At 54.2% G+C, this 15,677-nt stretch carries 13 protein-coding genes; 3 read left to right on the top strand and 10 right to left on the bottom strand.

From position 1 onward, the window contains the following. Positions 1-11: 11 nt before the first annotated feature. The 9 genes from ACSQ83_RS21035 to ACSQ83_RS20995 form a co-directional block, all read right to left on the bottom strand. Complete coding sequence (locus tag ACSQ83_RS21035; protein WP_436229468.1) at positions 12-3,020, bottom strand: tubulin-like doman-containing protein; 3,009 nt, start codon at positions 3,018-3,020, stop codon at positions 12-14. 88 nt (positions 3,021-3,108) lie between these two features. Beyond that, on the bottom strand, positions 3,109-4,086 hold the full coding sequence (locus tag ACSQ83_RS21030) for a DUF4384 domain-containing protein (protein ID WP_436229559.1): 978 nt from the start codon (positions 4,084-4,086) through the stop codon (positions 3,109-3,111). A 106-nt stretch (positions 4,087-4,192) separates the two neighbouring features. Then, positions 4,193-5,527, bottom strand: a complete 1,335-nt coding sequence (locus ACSQ83_RS21025) for a caspase family protein (protein WP_436229467.1) — start codon at positions 5,525-5,527, stop codon at positions 4,193-4,195. A 98-nt stretch (positions 5,528-5,625) separates the two neighbouring features. Then, entirely contained in the window at positions 5,626-6,375 is a 750-nt protein-coding gene (locus ACSQ83_RS21020) for a hypothetical protein (RefSeq protein ID WP_436229466.1), read from the bottom strand. 698 nt (positions 6,376-7,073) lie between these two features. Further along, complete coding sequence (locus ACSQ83_RS21015; RefSeq protein WP_436229465.1) at positions 7,074-7,724, bottom strand: response regulator transcription factor; 651 nt, start codon at positions 7,722-7,724, stop codon at positions 7,074-7,076. Beyond that, positions 7,714-9,954, bottom strand: a complete 2,241-nt coding sequence (locus ACSQ83_RS21010; protein WP_436229464.1) for a CHASE domain-containing protein — start codon at positions 9,952-9,954, stop codon at positions 7,714-7,716. Before ACSQ83_RS21010 ends, ACSQ83_RS21015 begins: the two co-directional genes overlap by 11 nt. A gap of 797 nt (positions 9,955-10,751) precedes the next feature. After that, on the bottom strand, positions 10,752-11,072 hold the full coding sequence (locus ACSQ83_RS21005) for a hypothetical protein (protein WP_436229463.1): 321 nt from the start codon (positions 11,070-11,072) through the stop codon (positions 10,752-10,754). Positions 11,073-11,125: 53 nt separating this feature from the next. After that, the gene (locus ACSQ83_RS21000; RefSeq protein ID WP_436229462.1) at positions 11,126-11,374 is read right to left on the bottom strand and encodes a hypothetical protein; all 249 of its coding nucleotides are present in this window, start codon (positions 11,372-11,374) and stop codon (positions 11,126-11,128) included. Positions 11,375-11,938: 564 nt separating this feature from the next. Further along, positions 11,939-12,379, bottom strand: a complete 441-nt coding sequence (locus ACSQ83_RS20995) for an SET domain-containing protein (RefSeq protein ID WP_436229461.1) — start codon at positions 12,377-12,379, stop codon at positions 11,939-11,941. Positions 12,380-12,987: 608 nt separating this feature from the next. Here ACSQ83_RS20995 and ACSQ83_RS20990 point away from each other — a divergent pair. Together ACSQ83_RS20990 and ACSQ83_RS20985 are read left to right on the top strand one after the other, a co-directional pair. Continuing rightward, positions 12,988-13,869 (top strand): hypothetical protein, encoded by an 882-nt coding sequence (locus tag ACSQ83_RS20990; protein ID WP_436229460.1) that lies wholly within the window; start codon positions 12,988-12,990, stop codon positions 13,867-13,869. An 84-nt stretch (positions 13,870-13,953) separates the two neighbouring features. Then, complete coding sequence (locus ACSQ83_RS20985; RefSeq protein WP_436229459.1) at positions 13,954-14,199, top strand: hypothetical protein; 246 nt, start codon at positions 13,954-13,956, stop codon at positions 14,197-14,199. Between the two features lie 120 nt (positions 14,200-14,319). On the opposite strand, the gene ACSQ83_RS20980 is transcribed toward ACSQ83_RS20985, so the two are convergent. Then, positions 14,320-14,553: a hypothetical protein gene (locus tag ACSQ83_RS20980; RefSeq protein ID WP_436229458.1), complete on the bottom strand. Its 234-nt coding sequence runs from the start codon at positions 14,551-14,553 to the stop codon at positions 14,320-14,322. A gap of 453 nt (positions 14,554-15,006) precedes the next feature. On the opposite strand from ACSQ83_RS20980, the gene ACSQ83_RS20975 reads away from it, so the two are divergent. Continuing rightward, positions 15,007-15,522: a hypothetical protein gene (locus tag ACSQ83_RS20975; protein WP_436229457.1), complete on the top strand. Its 516-nt coding sequence runs from the start codon at positions 15,007-15,009 to the stop codon at positions 15,520-15,522. The last annotated feature ends 155 nt before the right edge of the window (positions 15,523-15,677 follow it).

The raw sequence follows: 15,677 nt of genomic DNA, 5'->3' as shown, positions 1-15,677 counted from the left end.
ACCGGTTTCGGTTATTCGCTGGTCGCGGGCAGGCCGATAATCTCTCGAATCGGTTTTCGCATTGCGCTCAAAGCCAAAAACTCTGGATCTTGATCGTCCTCGCCCGCAGCCTGAAAGCGCTCACGAGCGATTGCCTGAAAGTCCTTCAAGAGGCCGTCTTTCTTCTCTATATGCTTGAAGTCGCTATCGATACGCTTTCCGACTTCGCGCTCGATCAGCGACTGCAGCTCAATCGGATACCCGCCATCGATGACATCACTCCATCGCGCACCCTTCAGGATTTTTGCTGCGGGCAGCCCATCGGATTCGTAGATGAATACCCATTCCGTAAGGCCGGTTGTTTTGTTTTGGCGCTCCTTGATCATGCCGAGCAACCGGGCAACAAGCAGAAATGGCTTACGCTTGGCCCGCGCACTAATGTCTGCTGCCGAGCGAGCATAGAGCGGCGGCAACTTCTTTCCGTCGCCCTCACTGTGCAGCAAATGCGATTCGTTGAAGTCGTTTAGCAACCCGTCGTAATGCTTCTTCAACACGCTCAACGATTCCACAAAGCGCGCCGGCATTAGCGATGCGATCTTCATGATTACGATCTCGTTAGGCAGCTTTCCCGAAGCGACCGCTGTGTCGGACGCGGGATCCTTCTGCTCTTCGAACATCGTAGTCAACGCCGCGTGAAAATCCTTTTGGTTCTCGCATTCAGGCAGAAAGACGCCGATCGTGTGGTTCGTACCGCGTGAGCCACCCGCATTGTTCGCAACTGACCGATCGACCTCAGTCTTATTGAATTGAAGCATCGTTCCCGATTCATCGTAGAGATCTGAGACAAACGCCTTGAGACCGTTCGGATTAGCGTCATATTTCTTCTGCAGCCGCTCAACGATATTCACGTGCAATACCGGAGGCAAGGTCTTCGAAATCTCCGCATGCGCCATCTCTACGATCGATGCCGATGCCTGCGAGAGCGTCGAGATAATCGCGCCAAGCGACACGCTATGAACCAGTTTTTCGAACGAGTCAACGTCCGTCCCCGCAAGATCAATGATCGATTGACGCACCTTCTGTGTTCGCGCAGCCTGGCTCGGCTCGTCGACGATGACCGCCTTCATGACGTTCGCAATTGCATTGCGATCGAAGATGCGCTTTTGGTATGCAGCGTCAGTGGTTCCAAGGCGCGCTGCCTGCTCTTGGTTGACTCGCTCTGTCGCCGCGGCCAGATTTTGGTGCATTTCGTCGATGACACCACGCAGCGTTACGAGCTCGTCCTTGATAAACGGAATCAAACTGACGGCAAACTTTTTGCCCTCGAGCTGTGTGCTGAGGACGTAGTAATCCTGATGCTGCATGGCAAGATCAGAAAAAAGCGCGCTGCGCCTGTCCGTTAGATGCTTGCCCAGGAAGCCGACTTTATTGAACTGCCCATTGAGTTCGGCCATGCGTTGTTGCACAGCTTGCAATACAGTCGACGCCTTTGCGATCTCATCGGTAAAAATTCCGAGGCGTTCATCGAGTGAATCGACCATCGCGTCAGTGAACTGCCGCAACTGAATCAACGATGCCGTTCCGACCTTCCACCGACTGAAAAGCTCCTTTTCGATCTGGCGGCCGATGTGACGTGCCATCTCAAGGCGCGCATTGCCCTTCACCTCGTAGAACTTCCGAACACCGCCCATCGTCCGGTAGGTATCGTCGAACACCTTGCTCAGGCGGGAGTTCAGGACGTGCACCCACGTCGTTTGCTCGATACCTGGATCTGCTTTGATTTCTGGAGCGAGGCGATTAACGATCTGTTTCCAGTAGTCGCGCACAGGCTTCCACATGGCATTTTTTGCGTCGTCTTCGAGGATTCCTGATTCAAGCATCAGGTGCGCGTCGCTCAGCAGCAAGGACTGAACAGTTTCGGGTTTGCGTGCTTCTGAGCCCCAGTCTTTTTCCACTGCCTCGTCTGCATATCCCTCGCCCTGACGGAAGTTGTTGAACATCAACTGCCGTGTTGCCTGCTCAGCGAAACCGTACGCAAGGAACTCCTTGATTTCCTGCTCCGGAACGACAATTCGCTTGATACCAAACGAAAGAAAGAGCTTGGCGCGCGCCTTGCCAATGTCGTCTTCACTTTCAAAATTCTTGATGTCGTTCTCGCCCTTTTCCGCACGCCCCAGTCCTTCCCACTCCTTGTTGAGCGTCTTCTGGAAGATGAACTCGGCAACGATACGGGGCACCTCCGATTCAACCTCGAACTGGATGTTGTGCTCGTTCACGTTGTTCACGAGATAGCAGCCGTTGAAGTAGACGTCGTGATCAAGCCGTGTGCCATCGAGCAAGTTGGTAGGATGGTATTTCCCCACCGCGATAGCATTCAACTCGGCAAGTGCCGCATAACCGTTTGCATAGTAGTTAGAGAAACCGGCCACATCCTTGACGCGTCGTGAGTCTTTTTCCGGCAACAAGGCATATATCAAGATCCGATATTGATCGTGATCGGGATATTTGTGACGAATCTGCGCAACCGCATCGACAACCGATCCGCTGCCTGTTCCGCCTGCCAATCCACAGACGACGTGGATAACTGCACCAGTGCGGCCAGGTCCTTCCTGCAACACACGCATCCGGTCTTCAATTGCCTTCACAAAGCGTGACGCGTTCTGCGCGAACACCAACCTGCCAAGCTTTCTGCGTTGCGCGGCGCCAGCGATGCCAGGTTTAACAAAGTCAAAGATATTGCGCGGTTCGATCCAGCCCTTCAGGCCCGGAAAAGAATCTGGATCATCAAGCACAGGGCGAACGCTGCTCGCGGTGTTAATGAGATATTGGCTACGGGCAAGGTCGATGTCCTTGCCGAGAACTTTCCATTCTTCTTTCTTGTCGATCTCGTCGGTAGACGTGTCCACGTACAAAAATTCAAACCGCGCCTCGGTCGAGCTGGTCCCCTGCGAATCCTTGTTGCGCTCAATGGTTTTGCGAATGTGGCGGACAATTTTTCCGCCTGAGCCACCAAGGCCGATGATCAGATGGTTTTGTTCCATGATAGGCGTCTCGTTGTTTCGAAATGATCGTCAATAGATATCAAATGCGGATTCCGACCCAGCTACCTGGGCGTACCAGTGATTCGTCTTATTCGTGAACCAAGTTGATCTTCAGGTACAGGTCGGCCGCTGTTTGGGTGGTCCGTTTCACGACATACGATGCGACTTGGCCGCCCGCGGCCGGTGAGTCGTCATCGCTAAACACAATGCCCTTTGCGGCATACCCGGTTGCGGAGACCTTTTCCGTCGCCGCGCCACATCCGTCATCTGGCGCAAACGCAATGCCCTTGGCAGCGTAGCCTGTTTCATTGCTTGCGATTTGCAGGTCGTTGGTCGACGCCAGCGCGACTCCGGACGCGGCAGACACTTGAGCGATCGATGGCGCAGACGGTCCCGGTGCCGTGATATCCGCCGGAGTCGCGGCGGTCTGCGCCGCTGCGCAAGATGAAGCTTGCGCTGTATGGAGTGCCACGCGCGGATCCGAAATGAGATCGGGTTGGATCGTACGAATCTGTTGGGTCATGTCACCTTTCGCAGGTTCTGGCGACAAGAAGACGAGCAACTGCTCAACACCCGGCTTGTTGTCAAAAACGAACGACCCCTTACCCGGCAGAAATACGACGCCCATTGCATTGACCAAATTGTCTTGCGAGGGCTGCGGATAGATCTGCGAGACCGTGCCATCCGGTGCCTGATTGAGGACGTACACGTATGCGGGCCGGCTCACCTTGACACCTAGTTGGAAGCGCTCGCCGCTCTTGAAGGTTCGTGAGGCGAGGACATCCCGGGTTGACCCGTCAGCGCTTTTTAAACGGATGAAGTAACTCGCACCGAGCGGCCCTGATTGCTTGGACTTTTTGTGCGCTACTCTCACAAGATGTTGATCTTGCTGTGAGGTCTCAAGCACAGCTTTTGGAGTGTCGTTTGCGCCTGATGCCCCAACTGCCGGTGCTCCCGCGACACTGATGTTTGCATCTGCCCCGGTTTTCTGACCTGTTGCGACCGTAACGACCGAATCGCTTTCGTCAAAGAACAAGGACTTTGCGCTGTAGCCTTCTTGCGCCATCGCCGATGCCGCGATAAGTGCTAATGACCACGCAGTCAACACGTTTTTCATACCCTTCCCCTAAGAGTTCTACCGCTGCGCCCACCGGAGCGCGCATTCAGCAAATTTATTGAAGCAACTGATTTTGTTGAGCCGGGATAGTCGAGTACTGGCGCGGCACCTGATGGCTCTGTCCGTTCGTGACTTCGATGACCTTCGTTGACGTAAAGCTTTGCGCGTCACGGAACGAGGCATCGAGATTCCCGTTGTATTTGCCGAGATAATCAAAAAGGGACTGCGTAAAGAACGATCCCCTGAGAGGCTTGTAAGGCGGAATCGGACTTGTGAACGTGCCGACTTTGGCGTCAGGACCCAGAGACTCTTCGTTCTCGCTGGTCGCGGTGATGATCGTGTAGCCGCTGCGACTGCGATCAATTACGGTCTTGGCTGTTGGCTTATTTGCTTGAGATGTACTCTCGCCGGAGTCATCCGCGAAACGAATGCCTTTGGTCGTGTAAGCCGGACCGGTCCAGGACGCGAGCGAGATGCCCGCGTGCTCTGCACGGCCGTTGTTGGTCTTCAAGATATACGCGTGGCTTTCTGCCGAGACGTCGTCAAGCATATCGCCGCTGTAGCACGTATCAATCAGCATGCGGGTAATGCGGCTCGGCTTCTTCGCAATTGCCTGGACAAGCGTGTCCGATACGCTCGTCTCTTGCAGCCGTATCTTGTAATCCACCTGATCAACATGTTTGACACCGGGTTCTCCGGAGTCGAATACCATAATGGACATCTTGCGCTGATCAGCTCCCGTGGGAGAAGGAACCGGCGCGTTACCATGACTCGATATATAGATAAAGACGTTATCGTTGGGCCCGATCGAGTCGTCAAGTTGATGAAGCGCTTGCTCAACATTGCGTTTGGTCGCCTGATCCCCAAGTATCGCGGTTACGGAAAATCCAGCTGCCTGCAAATAGCGTTGTACGACTGCAGCGTCATCTGCGCCCTGAATGTCGTGCAATCGCTCCGAGTCCATGAAATGGTTGATACCAATCACTAAAGCAATCTTTTTAGGTGCCGACGCTGCTTCCTTGCGTCGCTTGTTGTCTGAATCCAGTGCCTTCGCAGCAGCTAGCTCCCAGCGCTTTTGCTGGACGTCTTGCGGATAAAACGGCGAGGTCGACTTCAAACCAACGATGGACTGAACAATGCTGAATGCTTTGTCGACGTCGTCTTCGTTTTTGTAGGTGCCTGTGAGCTCAATACGGCCAACGTTATCGCGAGTCACGCTTGCCCGATTCAGCCCATGCCCTTGAAACTTAGCTTTGATCTGGTTGACCAGCGATTCAGGTACGTTGTACGAATAGTAGGCGTTCTGAAAACCCGGCAAATTACTGGCCGCGCATCCGCTCAGCACCACGCAGGCGAGCAGGAACATGCCTCGCGCGATGCGCGTCATCATGGGTTCCATATAGCGTTGTGTTGATTGTAGAAAGCTGTTATCACGCAAAGAAAGCACTGCGGATTTGTGTGTCTTCCGCAGTGCAGATGCATAAGCGATTACTCTGAAACAGTGAACGTTTTTGAAGACGTCGACGGTGGCAGGCCAGCCGCAGCAACATCGAATTCCACCCGATACACCGTTCCTGCCTTCGTGTCTTTCGCTATCGGGACACGAACAGTGTCACGCTGCTCGCCGCCGGCGACTGTGTATGCTTGCGTGGCATCGCCTGGGAAAATCACCTGTTCCTCTTTGTCCCCAGTCACAACGAAGAGCTTGCGCTCGACCGTGACGTTGGTTTCGGCCCCGTCCGGAGTCATCACGTAGAACGTGCTATTCATCTCGGCTTGCGAATCGGCTTTTACGGGCGCGGCAACATCGACTGATTCGGCGCGAGCAACGATGCCCTGGCTCGGCTTATATTTGATCTTCTTTTTAAGGTCAGAGTAGGACTGGGTGCGCTCCAATTTTGACTCTGGCTTCCACGCGGGATTTTTCTTGTAGCAGGTGTCGACTGCCGTGTAATAAGCGGTAGCGAAGCCCGCTACACCACCGACCGCCGCCCCGATCAGCGCGCCTTTGACCGCATCGTTGCTTTTATGTGCGACAAACATCGCGCTCAAGCCGGCAATGGCGCCAGCGCCCGCGCCCTTCGCGGTCGTAACGATCTGCTCGTTTCGTACGCATGAATCCAGTTCGGCATTGGCGGATTCCTGAGCTTGCACGTTCGAACTGAGCTGTAACAGTGATGTCGCGGCGATAATCGACAGGTACTGACCAACATTGGCGCTTAGTTTCATGATTTTCATAAAATAGTAGTACAAATTTTATTGATCTCTGTCTTTTACAGACGAGACCGAGAGTTCTTCGGACGGGCTGCTGATTGCTTTGGCTGCGTGCATCGACCGTGATCAGGTTGTCGACACAGGTGTCGAAATCTTTAGGATAAATATTTCGTTATCCTTCGTTCACTTCAATCGCTGATTTATTGAAGACGAAGTGCTCCAATCGCCCGTCCTATGCTGATTGACAGCCGCTTATTTCAATGCGCTGTATTGCGCTCAGGCGCTCAGGCGTGAGATTAGGGCTAGCAGCCAGGTCCCCACCGAGACGACGCTAGGCACAAAGCTGCTTGAATTCGCGATGTTTCGACGGACCTAAGTTGCTAATTGCGGGGGTTCGGTCGCATCGGCTCGAGACGTGTGTGCTCGAACTTCGCGATCGTTTTGACAGGTGGCTGGTACCCAACCATGCGCATAGGCTTTTTTGAACAATGACACACTACCCCCGATCTTTTTTTATAACGTCGCTGACGACGTCTCTCTCACGTTTTACTTCTTTTAGCTGGCGCAGACAAACAGTAGTGCCAGCAGAGCTCCGTCGTGTCGCTTGAAGGAATTCTTCAACCAGCGACCTGGCTCGAGCCATATTTGAAACTAGTTGTAACAATAGTAGGTTGTTTCGTTACAACTTGCTATCCGGGAAAATACACTTCTTATTGCGGGTTCTACGGTAGTGACCCACTCTCAGCCGCAAATAACTGCAGTCTTGCGAGATCGGCAATCGACGATGTATCCGTCTTTTCGAGAACAGCAGCGCGATAGGCCTCGACGGTACGCAGCGAAAGCTTCAGTTTTTCTGCTATCACCTTATTTGCCATTCCCTCGCATAGCAGATCAAACACGGCCCGCTCTCGCGAAGAAAGTTTGGCGATCGCGATACGCGCCGAATGTCCGCGGCTACGCGTGAGACGCCATTCGTCATTCAACCGAATCGCTTTTTGAAGGCTTTCCAGGAGGGCATGCTCATCGACTGGCTTTGTCAGAAAATCGACTGCACCGTGCTGAAATGCCCGCCGACACTGGGCGAGATCGCCGTGACCTGTGATGAAAATGATTGGCAGGGCACTCTTAGCGGACTGCAACCGTTCCTGTACCGCGAAGCCATTAAGGACCGGCATTCTGATGTCGATCACGAGGCAGCCAACTTCGTCTCCAGTGAACTCTCGCAGGAACTCGGCAGGATCTCCGTATGCAACGACATTCAGTTTCACCGAACGAATAAGCAGACACAAAGCGTCACGGACCGCGGCGTCGTCATCGACGAGATAGACGGTTGGCTCCCCTCGCGCGGCCGTTGAAGATGGGTTAGTTGGCATATGCGGTCCCGCTCTCCTCTTGCAAAGGAAGCATCAGTCTAAATTCAGCGCCCGGCGAATCGCCTGACAACTCGATGATCTTCCCGCCGTAACTCTCCGCGATGGATTGGCAAATAGACAGGCCGAGCCCCATACCGGATTCTTTGGTTGTATGAAACGGAAGAAATAATTTAAGACGGGCTTGCGGCGAAATGCCTGGCCCGGTGTCGCACACGCTAAGCACCCCCGAGCCGTCGACGGCGCGCAGGCGCAGTAAGATCTTTCGTTGGCTGACTGGCAAGTGTTCCGTCGCCTCGACTGCATTGCGAATCAGGTTTAGGACGATTTGCTCAATCTGAACAGCATCAGCGCGAACGATCAATTCATCTGACGTGGAATCTATGACGACATCGGCTTGACTTTGCCCCAGCCATGGCTCGCTCAGCTCGAGCGCGTTAGCAACGGACTGACGCAAATCGAGTGAAACGATATTCGCGGGACGCTTTGCGATAAACGCGCGCAATCGCCCGATGATGTCGCCCGCGCGTTTAGCTTGTTCAGTGGTTGCCCGCATGGCGTCAGCGATCGCCGGAAGGTCGAGTTGCTCCTCTTGCAGCAACCGGACACATGCCTGGTTGTAACTCAAGATGGCAGAAAGCGGTTGATTGAGTTCATGTGCAATGCCGGAGGCCATCTCCCCCATCGAATGAAAGCGTGCCACATGCGTCAGTTCGTCCTGTCGCTCCTGTAGGCGCTGCTCGCTTGCCCGCAACGCTTCGATTGCCTTCTTGCGAACCGGTCCCATGTCACGCATGGCACCGACGACGCCTGTCAGCGCGCCCTCCTGGTCGAACACTGGAGAGATGGTCCCTTCGATCAATATTTTTTGCCCATCTCGGCGCAACACAAAGCTATTATCTGAAAGTGTGACCATCGCTCGCGTGGCTAATGCTCTTTCAAATGGACTCTGCGACGCCGCATGCGCAAGATCGAATTCGATGTCAACGATCTCCTCGACAAATTTGCCAAAAGCCTGGTAATGCTCAATGCCAAACATCCTCTCGCCGACGGGATTGATGAACTGAACGCGCCCTTTACTATCTAGCGTGATCACCGCATCCGCAATTGCCTGTAAGGTCACAAGCGCTTGCTCTTTCTCGCCAAAAAGCCGCCGCCTTGCATCGCGCACTGCCGCACGCGCGGCGATCTTGTCGCCGTAAGCAGTGGATGCCAGCAAAAGAATTAATAGAGTGCCGACGAGCGTAAGGCCCGTTGGCAAAGGGCGCAAAACGTCTATTCCAAGCTGTCGTCGGGTCTCAAACACGAATGGCTGGGATGCATTGGATAATGTTCGGCTGAAAATTAGTTCCGGAAAGACCGCTCTCTCCCACTTGGATTTAGGACGCGCCGATGTCTTTTGAACTAATCCAAGCGGGTCATCACGTTGATAACCTTGCAGATAGATCCGCAATGACGCTGTCGGAGGCGAGAGCTCTCCGGGGCCAAGAAATTTCCCAGCGTAGATCAGTAAAGATACGACGCGAGTCGCGACATCCGTCACGCCTGGCGTTTTTCCGCGCCCGGCGCTAGCGAGGTCTGACGGTGGCTCGATTGCCCGAGCGTAAATTGCCTTAAAGATCAGGTAAGCACGGCCGCCTTCAAACAGATCAAATGGCGCAGATACTGAAGGTCGCCCGGAAGCGATTGTTTGATCAATCGCCGATTTGAATTTGTTGTCGGCATAAACATCAAGCCCGAGCACCGGATGCGCCGCTTCAGCGGATGGCTCCATAAACGTGATTGGATAATAGACCGCCCTTCCCCTGGCGGCGTGCCATGCCCGCTGACCACCGTATCCGAAGTCTTTCACAACAAAATGAGGGTCGATGGTGGCTTTAGCCCAGCTTTCGAAACGGTCAAGCTGAGCAGCTTCAACGCGAGGCTGCAGCTCAACCATATATATATGCGGATATCGGACAAGCATTTCGTGCGAATACTCTCGCAATCCCTTCGGGTCGGCCTCAGGAAAGGTTTGCAGAAGTGAATCGATACCCGCGAGCACGGCATCGTTTTCATCAAGCCGCTGCCTGACGATCTCGTAAGTCGCCTCGCTCTGCAGGGAGAACTCCTCTTTGATTCGATTTATCTCGGAATTCGCGAAAACGCCACAGATGCCAACCGAGACACAGAGCCATATCCCGGCCACATAGCAAATGGTCTTGGCTTGGCCCGAAAGATATCTCCGCCTCATTGGATTGGCGGATGAAAATAGGTGATGTAACGCTGCTGTGGGAGCAGCTCGACGAGATCTTGCTGATCTTTGGGATGGTTGCTAATTACAAAAGATCGGACCAATTCGACAGCAAGTAATAGCCTTGAAGCAGGCGAAAGCTTGATCCATGTCTCTGGCTCGATTAGGAGCTCATTGTTTTTTGTCGACATTTTGTCGCTCTCAGTTTTCGTTTGAGTGCGATCTTAGACGACTTTTTAAGTTTATGCAGAAGACGCTGCTGCTACCTATTTCATTCGTTGGATGGCTCCAACAATACCTTCGCAAGGTTTCTGCGCTGGATCAAATGGCTTCGGCGGATCTCCGTGATTATGCGGGCGACGCAGATCAATCTCGCGCTCGTCGACGCTCTCACCGGCACCCCCCAATACAAATCGCTCCAAATTCAAAAAAGGTGAAAATGTCCGTAAGCGCTCGGCAACCTCAGGGGTTCGGGAGCCGATGTCAGCCTACTGTCGAAGCTAGGCTGCCAGAGGTGCGGCACCAGCTCGTCGAGCCGACTGGCGGGCTGCGTGGGAGCCGCGTCAGGAAGTCTTTCAGCTAGGCATATCAGCCCACAGCATCTGTTTGTTTGCTTACATCCAGGCTTCAAATCGCGTTGCCTTAGGAAGACATCTCAGTTCGACTGATCTGCTCGCATTCAGTGTGCGACCGTTTTTTCTAGTCGGTAGAGCGTGTCGTTGACGATAAAAGAAGCGCGGCAAGCGATACACAAAAAGGACCGCGTGCCGCCCGCAAAAAACCACCAATTGCTGTGCTTAGTGTTGCATGATCGAGGCCGTGTTCATCGTACCGGTCTGCGTCAGGATCGCCGTGTTGCCGCCGCCCGCTTGCGCGATCGTGCCGGTGTTAGCCAGTCCGGCTTGCGTGATCGCGCCCAGGTTGCCCGAGCCGCTTTGCGAAACCGTCGCGCTGTTGCCCACGCCAAGCTGAGCCAGCACGATGTCTTCATGCGAACCGGTTTGTGTCGCGGTTACCGTGTTCAGATCGCCGAGTTGCGTCGACAACAATGAAGACTCCACCGCCGCCTGTTGCGTCAGGTTCGCCGTGTTCTTGTAGCCGACCTGCAGCGAGCTCAATTTACATATCGGTCGACGACCTTTGCACCTGATCCGCACGGTGGGGCGCGCGACTACAATTCATCCTTGAGGTCTAATCCGCGATAGCGTGCAAACTGTCTATAGGTGTCTGTCGGCAAACGAAGTATGTCGGCCGCAAAGTCTTCGACGACCGCCTTCCATTCCAGTGTGCCAACAACGAAATCGGCTGGGTTCGCCTTACCCCTCGCGCGTCGTATCGCCACGATAGATAGGGCGAAAGCACGCGCTTCCATGAACAGATCGCGATCCGTAGGAAGCGCGTCCGGGGCTTTGTCGGTCATACCGCTCTCTCTTATTTTTTGTTGGTCTTCAATCTACTACCCCTGCCTCGGCGGCCTTGTTATACCAACGCCCGCGCTCCCTTTACATCGGCCAAGACTGAGGAAACTTTAGTCTTTAGTAACCCAAGATCATTCGAAGCTGATGGGGAGCGCGGGCGATAGCGCAATGAGCTGTCATGCCCCCTTTTTGCGCGACAGATACCGTTCGACCAAGGAGACTCGAATATTGATGTGCGCTGCAGTCAGCACAAGCAAGAATCCGCAATTGATCCGTGAGACGACGAATTCTCAACGAACGTGGCAACGTTCGTGTCTAATCCGTGAGAGGCAAATGAGCAGCTGATGCAAAATGAGAAGGTCGACTGCTGGCGGTGAAACGGGTCTAAACCGATAGCGGTGCTCACGACAGGCTGCAAAGCTTTTCCGGACGAGCCGCCATCGCGTGCAGGAACCCTGACGTAAGACACCAATATTCTCTACACCAGCTTGCGCAAGCGGTTTCAAAACAATCCAGGAAACGGCTGGAGCCAATGCGTGAACCTGAACCCTTGCATCGAACTCCGGTTACTTTACATACAGCATTGTGGAACGGCACTTCTTCGCACCGCACCGGCATGCGTAGGTCGCTTTCATCGCTTTGCTGGGTCGGCTTCCAGCATCCAGACGATAATCGATGAAAATTTCGTCGCCGACTTTGATCTTTTTGATCGCACGGATATAGACGCGATCATTGTCCTGCTCGGCCTCGCAGTTCGGTGCGCAGCTGTGATTAATCCAGCGCGCGGAGTTGCCGGCAACCGCTCCATCGATCACGCGGCCATCGCCGATCCCGAAAAAGAAAGTGTGCCCTGCCTCCGCTTCTGATCTGGCAAACCGTCGATTTGCTTCGCGTTCAGACAGTACCTCACCCTTGTATTCGAGCAAATAGTCGCCCCGCGCCACGACCGCCGAGGCGAATACCCCGCGCCCGTGAATGGCTGACCGTTGTACGTAAAACCTGCGCATGCCCCTGCTCCGAAAATGATGCTTGACGAATGTCCCTCCGATGCAAAATCATACCGTTCCAAACGGGATCACAGCACGAGGCTCATGCGACCACGCACCTATTATTTGAAACGCCAGCCCGCTCGAGGTACGCTGGTTCGTTATGACGACCGTGTGGCTGAGGTATTGGGTGGTGCCAGGGGCAATCGGGTCATGATTAGATCCGTGCACGGGGACGGGACGACGCGCATCAGCGCGGTGAAGTGGCGAAATCTTGCGGCGCTGGGCGCATCCCTTTTTGAGTGACCCGGGATTGACGCATTGTTCTCGCAAGTTCGCAAAGGCTCGTTCATCATGGGTAAGGTCCTATCCAAAGCATCGATTAGGGACGTTATGTCGGAACATACGTCGACTCTGGTTAGGTAAATCACTCAGCTGTGGTCAGCTCTCGCCTCTTCTCGGAATCGTGCCATATCTAAAGTTCACCTACGGTCTCAGGCGTTGGCACGCGTCGGCCAGATGATCCGCGTTTTCGGAGAATCAATCCGGAGGGTATGCTTTCGCCAACGCGGTCGGCTTCGAAGCACGGCCTCACACATTGCATGCTCGATTTAGGGAGGCAAAACGGTATGTTGGAAGCGAAGACCGCAGAGCTAGAGAAGATGGGCACGCCTCAGTGGACAGACAGCGAGGTTGCAAGATATTTGCAGACAGGCGAATACGACAGTTTTTTCGTGGGATGGCCGGGTTCTAATCTGTCTGATATAGCGACACGTGCGTCCCAGCGCCTTCGAAGCGCCCTTGTAGCAGAGACGATGCGGCGCTCGAGAGGCTTCGAGTCTGTCTCGTGTCTCCCAGTTGACCTCTACGTATGGAACAGTGAAAAACTCAAACCTATGGTGGATGGTCTCTTCGACCCGAGTGAACGCGCGACCGTCATTCGCCTGCTTTCAGATAACGTTGTATTTGTCACCCGAGCTAACCTGGAAAAAATCTTAATGGCTGAACGGTGGCTTTCTACAGCTTGGGATGTGGCCAACATATTTTTGGAGAGTGTTAAGGCCCCGACGCTATCTGGACAGCCCTGCAATATAGTCGGCTTGAGCCAAGAAACGAGGTGCTACGTGTCGATGGATTACTTTGACGAGACCGACCCATTTGCCGATTTCGTCGTCCACGAGGCTGCGCACGTCTTTCACAACTCCAGACGCGTGGCTTGTGGGCTGGCCGCAAGCACTCGCACCGAGTACATCCTCGACATTGACTATCATATGCGGGAGACGTTTGCATACGCCTGCGAGGCATGGAGCCGGATCAGTTCGGCCGCCCATTGTCGTGGCGATCGAAAGGCGTTGATTTTGCAGCATGCCGATAGGGGGTTGCCGAGCGACGATCGAGTGAACCATGACGAATACCTCGATGTCCTTTTTGACGCCGCTCGCGCTCATAACGGTTGGCAACGGATCGCCAAGCGGTGCGAACCAAGACAGCGAGCTTCCAAATCGTTTTAATCCGCTGTCGACTGACTTGGCAAACTTCTCGGACGTCGGCAGCGCCTAGCAACCTAGAGCCACCCGGCTTAGGAGGAAAACGTAGTGGCTGCTCCAGCATATGTCTATACGATTGCGTGCGTTGCCGTGATGCTGGGCGAACCGGAGGCCTGGTTGGAGGAAATCGCGCTCATGAATCTGGAACCAGAAGACGGGTGTCTACAGATCGTTGATAACCTCGGTACAGATGGCGAGGAATCGAACACGGTAACCGCATTTACGGAAGCGGGTATCGAAGCTTTGAGAGAGGCCATCGCAGAGGTGAAGCAAGGTCAACGCCGCATGCTTTAGTCGCGCTGGGCTGTTAGCTGACGGGAACGTTACCTGCGTTACAAACCGACCTTCGCCTCGCTCTCCGGCTAAAGATCGCGATCCCGACGGTCGTATTGCTCGACAATGCTGAGCTTCGCTTTAACGTCGCGCCGCGTTTGCCGCGTCGATGACAACCGCTAAAGTTCTCCGCGCATCTTCAAGCTCCTGAACAGCGGCGGTCAACCGGGCAAGCTCAAGCGCAGAGGCTTGTCGTTCACCCGGTTTAGCGAAATGCGCTTCTATGGCAGCAGAGGCCGCCTGCACCTCACGTGCAGCTTCCGCCATCCTTTTGAGCGCCTCCGCCTCACGTTCATTAAAATTCTTGTTTGCCAACGGTTATCAGCCTTAAGACGTGTAAGAGGCTAGCGCGTGCTGTCCTGCGTGATCAGTTCGACAGGTGTTAAAGCGATGTGTATCGGTACATGCGACTCTTGATTATTCTATCTGCTGCAAGCCTCCATGGAGGCAAACACGATACGCCAGTATGCCGCTGCGGCCGTTATCTTGGCATCGGGGCGCGACCAAATGGCAGTCGTGCGAAGGCTCTCCGAGATGGTTTTGACTGGCCGACGCCAGCACCGTGACGCTGTCCCTGAGCTAATGTACGAGTGATCATAACGAACAACAGGCCGGAATATATTGGCCCGCTCACGACCAGCCGCGCCTGCATGTCGGCGACCAGTGTCCGACACTCATGACCACGACGGTAGGAAGTTTAGTCAATCGCTTCCGCAGTCACGCAGCTCCAATCGCTGTTTTGCAATTCGACGAAATTCCATGATTTGCATGTCGGTTGAAGCTGCCGCATCTCTCCCAAACCTTGTCAATCCACATATGGCCGGAACAAAACGTAAATCCATCCGCCCGAGTGTTATTCGTAAGCCACTGAGCAAGTCCGCGCTCTTGCCGATGTCGGCACAATCAGCACGGGAGTTGTCGCTCGCTCATCATCTTGCGCTAGCTGCTTGTCGCGGTGAGCGTGCGAATCGGCATCAAATCAACGAGTTGGTCCGTTCGGTCTATATGGCCTACTACCTTCAACGCATGGGGTTCGGTGAGGTGCCGTTTGAGTGCTATGAACACGCAGAAGCGGCGTTCGAAAATGCACTAGCAATTGCTGCAAAAAGTGCCAAGTGGACAGTTAGCGAGCAGGACGCGCCCGTCATCGAACGCGTGCTCGCGCTTCACGACCAGCAATTGAGTGAGGCGCCGATGCACCGGGTGGTGGAAGCTGAAAAACAACTGCGTCAATTTCTGGCCGGCGAAAGCGCCTCTCCGTTGGTTCGCCCGAGTCCGAAATAGCGGACGGTTTCCTTTCCAACGTACGCGTTGAGAACTCAGACATGCCGAACACTAAACGCGTCGGCTGCCGTAGACGAGAGTTAAAGCTGTTACTCCTAAAGGAGTGGAATTTGTCGCTCGAAACCATTTTTTGTGGGCTGTTCTGGCTGACTTCT

The organism is Caballeronia sp. LjRoot29, from assembly GCF_964252755.1.
Taxonomy (GTDB): domain Bacteria; phylum Pseudomonadota; class Gammaproteobacteria; order Burkholderiales; family Burkholderiaceae; genus Caballeronia.
The sequence above is the reverse complement of the archived record's forward strand: the minus strand, read 5'-3'. Positions and strand labels throughout refer to the sequence as shown.